Here is a 14155-nt window from a genome sequence, read left to right on the forward strand (position 1 = left end):
GTGGAGTCGGTCGCCCTCAACCGGTTCGGTAACCATGCGGCGCTGCGCAGCGCCTACGGCGCCGCGGACCTGCCGAATCTGATCGAAACGGTGGCAGCCCTGGACCCGGATCGCATAGCGGTCCGGCACGGGGAGCTCACCGTCGCCTACGGCCCGCTCGCGGCCGAACTGGGTGCGCTGGCCGAGGCCATGGGCGGCGCACTGGAACCCGAGGCCCTGGTCCAGGTGGTCATCTCGGGTCAATTGCCGGCGCTCATGGAGGGGGAGGAGGGCGCGCTCACCGCCGTCCTGGACGACCTGCTCGATGACGCCGTCGAGGCCGCGGCCGCCGTGCTCACCCCGCACTTGGCCCCGGTCGAAACCCTCGCGACGCTGTTCGAGGAGCAGGTGCGCCGCACCCCCGACGCGGTGGCGCTGCAATTCGGCGGCGAAAGCCTGACCTACGCCGAATTCGACGCCCGCGCCGACACTCTGGCCCGCCGTCTGATCGCCTCGGGCGTCGGCCCGGATGTGCTGGTGGGCCTGGCCGTGCGGCGTTCGTTCGAACTGCTGGTCGGCATGTACGCGATCATCAAGGCCGGTGGCGCGTACGTGCCGCTGGATCCGGATCATCCGGCCGAGCGCCTGTCCTATGTGCTGTCGGTCGCGAATCCCGCCGTGGTGCTGACCACCACGGCCGATGAACCGGATTTCGAGACCGCCGTCCCGGTGCTGCGCATCGACGAGTTCGAGCGCACGGTCACCACCTCGGCGCTGTCGCCCAGCGCGGATCCCGAGGTGCCGCAGGCGATGGCGGACAACATCGCCTACGTCATCTTCACCTCCGGTTCCACCGGCCGCCCCAAGGGCGTTGCGGTCTCGCATCGCGCGATCGTGGCGAATCTGCGCTGGCGGCAGCGCATGTACCGGCTGCACGGCGATGACGCGGTCTTGCAGAAGACCCCCTTCACCTTCGACGTATCGGTGTGGGAGTTCTTCTGGCCCTTGCAGATCGGCGCGCGCCTGGTGATCGCGGAACCGGACGGGCATCGTGATCCGGCCTATCTGCTGCGCACCATCGCCGACTACGGCATCTCCATCGCGCATTTCGTGCCGTCCATGCTGTCGGTGTTCGTGGCCGAGGCCGCGCACGAGGGCGTATCCGATTCGCTGCGCGCGGTTTTCGCCTCCGGTGAGGCGCTGCCCGCCGCCACCGCGGCCGGATTCCGCGATGTCAGCGGTGCGACGCTGCACAATCTGTACGGCCCCACCGAGGCCGCGGTCGACGTGACCGCGCACGAGGTGACCGCCGCCGATACCGTGCAGGTGCCGATCGGCGCGGCCGCCGACGATACCGATCTGCTGGTGCTGGACGAGAACCTGCGCCCGGTCCCGATCGGCGTGGTCGGTGAGCTCTACCTGGCGGGTGTGCAGCTGGCACGCGGCTATGTGGCGCGCACCGGTCTGACCTCCGAGCGCTTCGTCGCCAATCCCGAAGGCGCGCCCGGTGATCGCATGTACCGCACCGGTGACCTGGTGCGCTGGCAGCCCGCCGTGGACGGCGGCCCGAACGAGCTGGAATACCTGGGCCGCACCGATTTCCAGGTGAAGCTGCGCGGTCTGCGCATCGAACTCGGCGAGGTGGAGGCCGCGCTGCTGACCCATCAGCAGGTGGCGCAGGCGGCGGTGCTGCTGCACCACACCGCGACCGGTGATCATCTGATCGGCTACGTGGTGCCCGCCGCGGCCGAACTGGATACCGCCGCGGTGCTGGCGGCGGCGCGGGATCGGCTGCCCGAGTACATGGTTCCGGCCGTGCTCATGGCGCTGCCGGAATTCCCGCTCAACCCGAACGGCAAGCTGGACCGGCGCGCGCTGCCGGAGCCCGAATTCACCGATGCCGCGGTCGAATTCCGGGCGCCGGAGACCACCGCCGAGCTGGCGGTGGCGGCCATCTTCGCGGATCTGCTCGGTACCGACCGGGTCGGCGCGGATGACGATTTCTTCGCCCTGGGCGGCAATTCGCTCATCGCCACCCGGGCCATCGCCCGGGTCGGCGAGGCGCTGCGCATCACCCTGGATGTGCGCGATTTCTTCGAGCGCCCGACCGTCGCCGCGCTCGCCCTGCTCGCCGATGATCCCGCCGCCCAGCTGGATTCGGACGCCGAACTGATCGGCCCGGCCGAATTCGACGCCGATCGCCCCGTGCTCGCGGCGGGGGAGCGGCCCGCCCTGGTGCCGCTCTCGCCCGCACAGCAGCGCATGTGGTTCCTGAATCGCCTCGCGCACGACGAATCCGCAACGCCCGCCGACGGTTTCGACGCGGCGGCGGTCGACAATGTGATCGTCGCGCTGCGCCTGCGCGGTGATCTGGACACGGCCGCGCTCACCGCCGCGGTCACCGATCTGATCGCCCGCCACGAGGTGCTGCGCACCTCGTATCCGCAGACCCCCGCCGGTCCGATCCAGCTCGTGCACGCCGCACCGTTCGGCCCGATCTCGGCCGGGCATCCGATCGCCGCCGAGCTGACCCCGGCCGATACCACCGAGGGTGAGCTGCGCGCCGCCATCGAGGCCGAGGCGAAGCGCGGATTCGATGTGGCGGCACAGGTTCCGCTGCGCCTGCGCCTGCTGCGCGCCGATGCCACCGATCACACGCTGGTGCTGGTGGTGCACCATATCGCCGCCGACGGCGTCTCCATGGCCCCGCTGGTGCGCGATCTGGTCGAGGCGTACACCGCGCGCCGGGCCGGGGAGCGGCCGGACTGGGCTCCCCTGGAGATCCAGTACGCGGATTACGCCCTGTGGCAGCAGCGCCTGCTCGGCGATGACGCCGACTCGGAATCGCTTGCCGCGCGCCAGCTCTCGTTCTGGACCCGGGAATTGGCCGAACTGCCCGCGCAATTGGATCTGCCCGCCGATCGCCCGCGCCCCGCGGTCTCCGGATATCGCGGCGCGACCGTCGGTTTCGCACTCGACGCCGATTTGCGCGCCGCCGTGGACGCGCTCGCCGCCCAGGCCCGGGCCACCCCGTTCATGGTGCTGCACGCCGCGCTGGCCGCCCTGCTGGCGCGGTTGTCCGGCACCACCGATATCGCCATCGGCACCGCCGTCGCGGGTCGCGGCGAACGCGCCCTGGACGATCTGGTCGGCATGTTCGTCAATACGCTGGTGCTGCGCACCGAGGTGCGCGGCGAACTGTCCTTCGCCGACCTGGTTTCGGTTGCCCGCGAACGTGATCTGCGCGCGTTCGCGCACCGCGATGTGCCGTTCGAGCGCCTGGTGGAGGTGCTCAATCCGGCCCGCGCGCGCAATCGCCATCCGCTGTTCCAGGTCGCCCTGGTCTTCCAGAACCTGGGCGTCTCCACCCCCGAACTTCCCGGGGTGGACACCGAAACCGTCGAATTCGACGCCGGTTTCGCCAAATTCGACCTCCAGCTGACCGTGGCCGAGGACGGCGACGGCTATCGCGCCGAATTCAACTACGCCACAGAACTGTTCGACGCGCCCACCGTCGCGGAGTTCGCCGCCAAATTCACCCGCCTGCTGACCGCCGCCACCGCCGCGCCCGAGCGCGCGATCGGCGATCTCGAACTGCTGGACGCCGGTGAACTCGACTATGTCGTGGATTCCTGGAACGCCACCGGCCACAAGGTCCCGGATCTGTTCCTGCACGCCGGTTTCGACGCCCAGGCGCAGCGCACCCCCGCGGCGCGCGCCCTGGTATTCGGCACGACCGAGCTGACGTACGCCGATCTCGACGAGCGCGCCAATCGACTGGCCCGCCTGCTCATCGAATCCGGTGTCGGTCCCGAATCCCTGGTCGTGCTGGCCATGGGCCGTTCGGTGGAGCTCATCGTCGCCATGTACGCGGTGCTGCGCGCCGGTGGCGCGTACGTCCCCGTCGACCCCTCGCATCCGATCGAGCGCATCGGCCATATTCTCGGCACCGCCGAACCGCAGCTCGTATTGACCACCGCCGGTGACGGTTTCGCGCTGCCCGCGCATATCGACGTCCCGCTGCACCGCGTCGACGAACTCGATCTCGCCGAGTACTCCGCCGCCAAGATCACCGATCGCCAGCGTCGCGCGGTGCTGCATCCGGAGCACCCCGCGTACGTGCTGTTCACCTCTGGCTCCACCGGTAAGCCCAAGGGCGTCGCCGTGAGCCATCGCGCCATCGCCAACCAGATGGCGTGGATGCAGGCCGAATACGGTATCGGCCGCAAGGACGTCTACCTGCAGAAGACCGTCTCCACCTTCGATGTCTCGCTGTGGGGCTACTTCCTGCCGCTGCGCGCCGGTGCCACCATGGTGCTGGCCGCGCCGGACGGGCATCGCGATGCCCGCTACCTCGCCGAAACCGTCGCCGCGCACGGTGTCACGCTCACCGATTTCGTACCGTCCATGCTGTCGGTCTTCGCCGCCCACGCCGAGGCGGGCGAACTCGATTCCCTGCGTGCGGTTTTCGTCGCCGGTGAGGCGTTCCCGCCGGAGACCGTCGCGGCGTTCCGCGCGGTCTGCGACGCCGATCTGCACAATCTGTACGGCCCCACCGAGGCCGCGGTCACCGTCACCTACCGCGAGGTTGGCGATGAGCCGCACGCGGTCCCCATGGGTGAGCCGGAGTGGAACACCCAGGTCTACGTCCTGGATTCGCGCCTGCGCCCCGCCCCGATCGGCGTCCCCGGTGAGCTCTACCTGGCCGGTGTGCAGCTGGCGCGCGGCTATCACCGCCGCGTCGACCTCACCTCGGATCGCTTCGTGGCCAACCCCTTCGGGTTCGGCGGCGAGCGCATGTACCGCACCGGCGATCTGGTGAAGTGGACCCAGGACGGTGAACTGGTCTACCTGGGCCGCATCGATTTCCAGGTGAAGTTCCGCGGTCAGCGCATCGAACTCGCCGAGATCGAGACCGCGCTGCTGACCGCCCCCGAGGTCGCGCAGGCCGCGGTCCGGGTGATCGCGGGCGATACCGGCGACTACCTCGCCGGGTACGTGATCCGCACGGCCGGAACCGAACTCGACACCGAGGCGCTGCGCACCCGCCTCACCGCACTGGTGCCCGCCTACATGGTGCCCACCGTCATCGTGGAGCTCACCGAGTTCCCGCTCGGCACCAGCGGCAAGCTGGATCGCGGCGCACTGCCCGTTCCGACCTTGGCCGCCAAGCGTTTCCGCGCCCCCGTCGACTCCGCGCAGCGCCTGGTCGCCCGCGTCTTCGGTGAGGTGCTGGGCCTGGAGCGGATCGGCCTGGACGACGATTTCTTCGCCCTCGGCGGCAGCTCGCTCTACGCCACCCAGGTGACCGCCCGCGCCGGAGCCGAACTGGGCGTGCGCATTCCGGTGCGCACCCTGTTCGACGCGGGCACCGTGGCCGGTTTCGCCGCGGCCGTCGGCGAATTGGCCGGTGCCGCAAAGCGTCCCGCGCTGGTCCCGCAGCCGCGCGTCGATCGCGTCCCGCTGTCCTCCGCGCAGCAGCGGCTATGGTTCCTCAATCGCCTGGAGAGCGAACAGGAACTCCCCAGCAGCTACAACCTGCCGATCGTGCTGCGCCTGTCCGGCCGTCTCGATGTGACCGCGCTGGAGCAGGCCATGCTGGACCTGCTGGCCAGGCACGACGCACTGCGCACCTACTTCCCGGACACCGAATTCGGCCCGTACCAGAAGACCCTCGATCCCGCCGATGTCGGTCTCACCCTGAACCCGGTGCCGGTCCGCGAATCGGAGATCGTCGCCGCCGTCACGGCCATCGCCGAGGCCCCGTTCGACGTGGTCCGCGAACTCCCGTCGCGCATCGCCCTGCTCGTGGTGGATCGCGGTGCGGACGCGCCCTTCGACTCCGATGAGTACGTGCTGGTCATCGTCCTGCACCACATCGCGGGCGATGCCCTGTCCATGACGCCCCTGCTCGGCGATGTGGTGCGCGCGTACACCGCCCGCCTGGCCGGACAGGCCCCCGGCTGGGAGCCGCTGGCCATCCAGTACGCCGATTACAGCCTGTGGCAGCGCGCGCTGCTCGGCTCGGACACCACCCCCGGCGATCTGGCCCACCAGCAGCTGGAATTCTGGCGCGACACCCTCGCCGGTCTCCCCGCCCAGCTGGCCCTGCCCACCGACCGCCCGCGTCCCGCCCAGCCCCGGAACACCGGTGGCGCAATCGATTTCGAACTCGGCCCGGATATCCTCGCCGCCCTGCGCGATCTCGCCGCCACCCGGCAGGCCACCCTGTTCATGGTGCTGCACGCCGCTTTCGCCGCCACCCTGGCGCGCCTGGCGGGCAGCACCGATATCGCCATCGGCACCCCCGTCGGCGGCCGTGGCGAGCGCGAATTGGACGCGCTTATCGGCATGTTCGTCAACACCCTGGTGCTGCGCACCGAGGTCGACCTCGCCGCCCCCTTCACCGAACTGCTCACCCGCGCCCGCGACACCGATCTGGCCGCCTTCGCCAATGCCGACCTGCCCTTCGAGCGCCTGGTCGACGATCTGGTGGTGGACCGCTCCACCGGCGCGCATCCGCTCTTCCAGGTCATGCTCAGCTTCGGCGAAGACCGCGGCGCGACAACGGATCTGACGCTTCCGGGCCTGACCGTCACCCCCGTCGAACTCCCCGACGCGGTCGCCAAGTTCGATCTCCAATTGGTCATCAACGAGCGTTCCACCGTCCCCGGCGACGCCCTCACCGGCAGCCTCCGCTACGCCACCGAACTGTTCGACCCCGCCACCGCGTCCGCCCTGACCACCCGCCTCACCCGCGTCCTGGCGGCGGTGGCCGCCGACCCGAACGTCCGCGTCGGCGATATCGACCTCCTCGACGCCACCGAGCGGGAGTTGGTTCTACACGGCTGGAACGACACCGCCACCCCCGTCGACACCACCGCGACCCTGGTCTCCCTCTTCGAGGCCTGCGCCCTGACCAGCCCCGACGCCCCCGCGCTCGAATTCGAGGGGACAGTCCTGTCCTACGCCGAATTCGCCGCCCGCGTAAATCAACTGGCCCGCTACCTGGTGGCCCAGGGTGTCGGCGCGGAATCATCGGTGGCCCTCGGCATGCGCCGCTCCCTGGACCTGGTGATCGGCATGTACGCCGTCATCACCGCCGGCGGCGCCTACGTCCCACTCGATCCCGATCACCCGGCCGACCGCACCCGCTACATCGTCGAGACCGCGCGCCCGGTGTGCGTGCTGACCTCCGGCCACGACCTGGAAGAGGTTGCGGCGCAGCAGGTTCGCATCGATACCCTCGACCTGTCCGGCTATTCCGATGCCCCGCTGACCGATGCCGAACGGGTCACCCCGCCGCGGCCGTCGAATACCGCGTACATCATCTTCACCTCCGGTTCCACCGGTCGCCCCAAGGGTGTCGCGGTCTCGCACGCCGCCATCGTCAACCGCCTGGTCTGGATGCAGGCCCGGTACGGCCTGACCGCCGCCGATGTGGTGCTGCAGAAGACCCCCGCGACCTTCGATGTCTCGGTGTGGGAGTTCTTCTGGCCCATGCAGATCGGTGCCCGACTAATCGTGGCCAGGCCGGACGGGCATCGCGATCCGGCGTATCTGGCCGAACTCATCGCCGACCGCGGTGTCACCGTCGCGCATTTCGTGCCGTCCATGCTGGCGGTGTTCGTCGCCGAGCCCGCGGCCGCCGAATGCGATTCGCTGCGTATGGTTTTCGCCTCCGGTGAGGCGCTGCCCGCGCCGATCGCGCAGCAACTGCGCGCGCTGACCGGTGCGGCGCTGCACAATCTGTACGGCCCCACCGAGGCCGCCGTCGACGTCACCCATCACGAGGTCATCGATGCCGATGCGGTGTCGGTGCCGATCGGCGCGCCGGTGTTCAACACCCGGCTGTTCGTCCTGGACGCGCGCCTGCACCCCGTTCCCGTCGGCGTTCCCGGCGAGCTGTACCTCGCCGGGGCGCAGCTCGCCACCGCGTACGCCGCCCGCCCCGATCTGACCTCGGATCGCTTCGTGGCCAACCCGTTCGGCGCGTCCGAGCGCATGTACCGCACCGGCGACCTGGTGAAGTGGACCCCCGGAGGTGAGCTGGAATACCTGGGCCGCACCGATTTCCAGGTGAAGCTGCGCGGTCTGCGCATCGAACTCGGCGAGATCGAATCCGCCTTGACCGCACAGGATTCCATCGCACAGGCGGTGGTCGTGGTGCGTTCCGACCACAACACCGGTGACCGCCTGGTCGCCTATCTGGTACCCGAGGCCGATGCCCGCATCGAGATCGATCTGCTGAAGATCGCCCTCGATCAGCGCCTGCCCGCCTATATGGTGCCCGCCGCCTTCGTGGTGCTGGACGCGCTGCCGCTCAATGCTTCCGGCAAGCTCGACCGCCTCGCGCTGCCCGCGCCCGTGCTCACCTCCCGCGCCTTCCAGGCTCCCGCGACCCGGGCCGAGCGCATCGTCGCCCGCATCTTCGGCGAGGTGCTCGGGCTGGAAGCCCCGGTCGGGGCCGGGGACGACTTCTTCGAACTGGGCGGAAATTCGCTCATCGCGACCCGTCTGGTGGCGCGGCTCGGCGCGGCCCTGGACACCCGGGTGCCCTTGCGCGCGCTCTTCGAGCACAGCACGGTCACCGCGCTGGCCGCCGATGTCGGCGATCACGCCGGTGCGGGCGCACGGCCCGCGCTGGTCGCGGGTCCGCGCCCGGATGAGATTCCGCTGTCGCTGGCGCAGCGCCGCATGTGGTTCCTGAACCGCTTCGACACCGAATCGGTCGTCGACAATATTCCGCTCGCGGTGCGGCTCACCGGCGCTCTCGATGTCGACGCGCTGCTGACCGCGGTCGCCGATGTGGTGGACCGGCACGAGGTGCTGCGCACCATCTACCCCGAGACCGCGACCGGGCACGGCGTGCAGGTGATCCTGCCCGCCGGACGGGGGCTGCCGGACCTCGGACCGGAACCGGTCACCGCGGCCGAACTGCCCGCCCGCGTCCGCGAGCTGGTGCTCGCCGGATTCGACGTGACGATGGAGGTTCCGGTGCGCGCCCGGCTGTTCCGGGTGACCGACGCCGAAACGCCCACGCACGTCATGGCGCTGGTGGTGCACCACATCGCCGGTGACGGCTGGTCCGTGCATCCGCTCGCCCGCGATATCATGGCCGCCTACACCGCGCGCACCGAAGGCCGTGCGCCGCAGTGGAATCCGCTGCCGGTGCAGTATGCCGACTACGCGCTCTGGCAGCGCACGGTGCTCGGCTCCGAGGACGATCCGGATTCGATCATCGCCCAGCAGGCCGCGTACTGGTCCGGCGCCCTGGCCGGCCTGCCGGATCAGCTGGAACTGCCCGCCGATCGCCCCCGCCCGGCCGTCGCCTCGTATCGCGGTGACGTGCACGGCTTCTCGATCGACGCCGAGCTGCTGGACGCGCTGAACAGCCTGGCCCGCAGGCACGGGGCCAGCCTGTTCATGGTGGTGCACGCCGCCTTCGCCACCCTGCTCGCGCGGCTGTCCGGACAGGACGATCTCGCCATCGGCACCCCGGTCGCGGGGCGCGGTGAGGCGGTGCTGGACGACGCGGTCGGCATGTTCGTCAACACCCTGGTGCTGCGCACCGCCGTCGATTCCGGCGCCACCTTCCCCGAGCTGCTGGCCCGGATCAAGGACGTCGACCTGACCGCGTTCGAGCACGCCGAACTGCCCTTCGAGCGGCTCGTGGAACTGCTCGATCCGGCCCGATCGCAGGCCCGGCACCCGCTGTTCCAGGTGATGCTGTCGTTCCAGAACACCGGCAGCACCACCTTCGAGGTGCCCGGTCTGGACGTTACCGGGCTGCCGGTGGAGGTGGCCTCGGCCAAGGTCGACCTGCAGCTCAACTTCTCCGAGGTGCCCGGTGTCGACGGCCTCGCCGCCGAATTCACCTATGCCACGGATCTTTTCGACGCCGACACGATCGCGGCCATGGCGGACCGCCTGCTGCGTGTGCTGCACGCCGCCATCGCCCAGACCGGCGAGCCGATCGGCGATATCGAGCTGCTGCGCACCGCCGAGCGCGATCTGGTGCTCTCCGAATGGAACTCCAGCACCGTCGAACTCCGGCCCGCGCTGCCCGAGAACACCGCGGCGACCCTGGTGTCGCTGTTCGAGGCGCAGGCCCTGACCAGTGCCGACGCACCCGCGCTCAGCTTCGACGGGACAACTCTGTCCTACGCCGAACTCGCCACCCGGGTACACCGCCTGGCCCGTCATCTCATCGCCCAGGGTGTCGGCCCGGAAACCACCGTCGCGCTTGCCATTCGGCGCTCACTGGATCTCGTCATCGCGATGTACGCGGTGCTGGAGTCCGGTGCGGCCTACGTCCCGCTCGATCCGGATCAGCCCGCCGACCGCATCGAATACGTGCTGGACACGGCCCGACCGGTCGTCATCCTGACCACCGGTCGCGATGACTTCCAGGCCAGCCGCTTCACCCCGGTCCTGGCGGTCGATGCCCTCGACCTCACCGGATACCCGAGCACGCCGATCGTCGATGCGGAACGCCGCACCGCGCTGCTGCCGTCGCACCCCGCGTACGTCATCTTCACCTCCGGTTCGACCGGCCGCCCCAAGGGTGTCGCGGTGGAGCATCGCGCCATCGTGAACCGCCTGCTGTGGATGCAGTCGGAGTATCCGATCGATGCGAATGACGCTGTGCTGCAGAAGACTCCGGCGACATTCGATGTGTCGGTGTGGGAGTTCTTCTGGCCCTTGCAGACCGGTGCGCGTCTGGTCGTCGCCAAGCCCGATGGCCACCGCGATCCGGCCTACCTCGCCCGGGTCATCGCCGAAGAGGGCATCACCACGGCGCATTTCGTGCCGTCCATGCTCGCGCTCTTCGTCGCCGAGCCGGCGACGGCCGAACGCACCGCGCTGCGTCAGGTATTCGCCTCCGGTGAGGCACTGCCCGCCTCGACCGCGCAGCGCCTGCGCGAGTTGACCGGCGCCCGCCTGCACAACCTGTACGGCCCGACCGAGGCCGCCGTCGACGTCACCTTCCACGAGATCGCCGACGCCGACACCCTTTCCGTGCCGATCGGCCGCCCGGTGTGGAACACCCGGCTGTACGTGCTGGATGCACGGCTGCACCCGGTGGCCCCCGGTGTCGCGGGTGAGCTGTACCTCGCGGGTGATCAGCTCGCTCGCGGGTACCTGGGCCGCCCGGACCTGTCGGCGGATCGTTTCGTGGCCAACCCGTTCGGCACGTCCGAGCGCATGTACCGCACGGGCGACCTGGTGAAGTGGAACGCCGAGGGTGAGATCGAATACCTCGGCCGGACCGATTTCCAGGTGAAGCTGCGCGGTCTGCGCATCGAGCTGGGTGAGATCGAATCCGCTTTGACCGCACAGGATTCCATCGCCCAGGCCGTGGTCGTGGTCCGCTCCGACGACCGTCTCGGTGACCAGCTCGTCGCCTATCTGGTCCCCGTGGATTCCGCCGCACCGGCCTCGACCGAGGTGAGCTCCACCGGTGCGGGCGTCGTTGACGGCGTATCTGTTTCGGCGGCCGCCACCGATCGCGTGCGAGTGGAACAGGTGCGTGCCGCGCTGGCGGATGTGCTGCCCGGGTACATGGTTCCGGCCGCGTACGTGGTGCTGGATGCCATGCCGCTCAACGCCTCCGGCAAACTGGACCGCAGGCAGCTGCCCGCGCCGGTGTTCGAGGCCAAGGCGTTCCGCGTGCCCGCGACTCCAATTCAGGAGATCGTGGCGGGCACCTTCGCCGAGGTGCTCGGCGTCGAGCCCGCGCTGGGTTCGGTCGGTCTCGATGACGACTTCTTCGGGCTCGGCGGTAATTCGCTGCTCGCCACCCAGGTGACCGCCCGATTGTCGGCCGCCGTCACCGCCGAGCTGTCGGTGCGTGATCTGTTCGAGGCGTCCACCGTCGTCGCGCTGGCGGCGCTGCTGGAATCCCGTGCGGGCGCGGGCAGCAGCCGCCCTCCGCTGGTGGCGGGGGAGCGCCCGGCCGAGCTGCCGCTATCGCTGGCGCAGCAGCGCATGTGGTTCCTGAACCGATTCGATCCCGAATCGGCGGTGGACAATATTCCGCTGGCCGTGCGGTTGCGTTCGGACGCTGCGGGTTTCGGCGCGCTGGACACCGAGGCGCTGCGGCTGGCCGTCGGTGATGTGATCGACCGGCACGAGGTGCTGCGGACCGTCTACCCGGCCACCGAGAGCGGTAGTGGCGTTCAGGTCGTGCTGCCGCCCGGGCAGTCGATCGGCGATCTCACCCCGATTCCGGTGACCGAGGACGAACTGGCCCGTCGCATTGCCGGACTCGTCGGCACGCCGTTCGATGTGACCTCCGAGATCCCGGTGCGCGCAGCGCTTTTCACCCTGCCCTCGGGTGCCGAACATGTGCTCGTGGTGGTCCTGCATCACATCTCGGGCGACGGCTGGTCGCTCGGCCCGCTGGCCCGCGATGTCATGGCCGCCTATGCGGCGCGCAGCGAAGGGCAAGCGCCGCGGTGGAATTCGCTGCCGGTGCAGTACGCGGACTTCGCACTGTGGCAGCGTGCGGCACTGGGCTCGGAATCCGATCCGGAGTCCGTCCTCGCGCGCCAGCTCGACTACTGGAGCGATGCGCTCGCCGCCCTGCCGGACGAGCTGCGGCTCTCCACCCGCCCGCGCCCGCCGGTGGCTTCGGGACAGGCCGGTACGCACCGGTTCGAGGTGCCCGTCGATGTGGTGACCGCACTGCATCGCGTCGCGCGATCGCACGGCAGCACGCTGTTCATGGTGGTGCACAGCGCCTTCGCGGCGCTACTGGCCCGGCTCAGCGGCAGCGACGATATCGCCGTCGGCATTCCGGTCGCCGGACGCGGTGAGCAGGCGCTGGACGCATTGGTCGGCATGTTCGTCAACACCCTGGTGCTGCGGGCCCGGGTCGATACCGGCGCGACCTTCACCGAACTGCTGCAGTCGGTGCGCGAGCGCGATCTGCAAGCCTTCGCGCATACCGATGTGCCGTTCGAGCGTCTGGTCGAGGCGCTCGACCCGGCTCGCTCGCAGGCCCGGCATCCGCTGTTCCAGGTCATGCTGTCCTTCCAGAACCAGGGCGGCACCGCCCTCGAACTGCCGGGCCTGGCCGTCACCGAATACCGCCTGGATCAGCAGGGCGCGAAGTTCGATCTCCAGCTCGCACTCGGCGGTGGCACCGATGCGGAGCCGATGCGCGCCGAACTCGTCTACGCCACCGACCTTTTCGACGCCGAGTACGCGGATTCGTTCGGACGCCGCCTGCTGCTCATGCTGGCGGCGGTCGCGGCCGATCCGGCCGCCCGCATCGGCGATGTGGAACTGCTGGACGCCGCGGAGCGGTCGCGGGTGCTACACGGCTGGAACGACACCGATGCCGATCTGTGGCTGGAGGGCGTCGCCCCCACCCTGGTTTCGCTGTTCGAGGCGCAGGCCGCGCGTTCGGAACAGCGCACGGCGGTGAGCTTCGACGGGACGGGTCTGTCCTACGGCGAATTCGCCGAACGGGTGAACCAGCTGGCCCGGCACCTCATCGCGCACGGTGTCGGACCCGATTCCCTTGTCGCCCTGGGCATGCGCCGCTCCCTGGATCTGGTCGTCGGCATGTACGCCGTGCTCACCGCCGGTGGCGCGTACGTGCCGCTGGATCCGGATCAGCCCGCCGAGCGCATCGAATACATTCTCGCCACCGCCGACCCCGTCGCCGTACTGACCTCGGGTGCGGACCTGTCCATCGATACCGCGCAGGTGCGCATCGACCTGCTGGACCTGTCCGGCTACGCGGCCGATCCGATCGCCGACGCCGATCGCCGCCGCCCGCTGCGCGCGGACAACATCGCCTACGTCATCTTCACCTCGGGTTCGACCGGTCGCCCCAAGGGTGTCGCGGTGCCGCATTCGGCGATCGTGAACCGCCTGGTCTGGATGCAGTCCGAATACCGGCTGGCCGCCGATGACGTCGTGCTGCAGAAGACCCCGGCCACCTTCGACGTCTCGGTCTGGGAGTTCTTCTGGCCGTTGCTGACCGGCGCCCGCCTGGCGCTGGCCAAGCCGGAAGGTCATCGCGATCCCGCCTACCTGGCCCGGATCATCGCCGAGGAGAGCGTCACCACTGCGCATTTCGTACCGTCCATGCTCTCGGTGTTCGTCGCCGAGCCGGGTGTGGCCGAATGCGTCTCACTGCGTACGGTTTTCGCCTCCGGTG

1 protein-coding gene (only partly in view) is annotated in these 14155 nt (G+C 69.7%); it reads left to right on the forward strand.

Translation table 11 applies throughout. The features are described 5' to 3' along the window. Positions 1-14155: the beginning of a non-ribosomal peptide synthase/polyketide synthase gene (locus ACFC0O_RS32080; protein WP_375966363.1), read on the forward strand. 14477 nt of this gene lie beyond the right edge of the window; the window shows 14155 of its 28632 coding nt (coding positions 1-14155); its start codon is at positions 1-3; the stop codon falls past the right edge of the window.

The organism is Nocardia sp. NPDC056100 (genome assembly GCF_042266325.1).
GTDB lineage: Bacteria > Actinomycetota > Actinomycetes > Mycobacteriales > Mycobacteriaceae > Nocardia.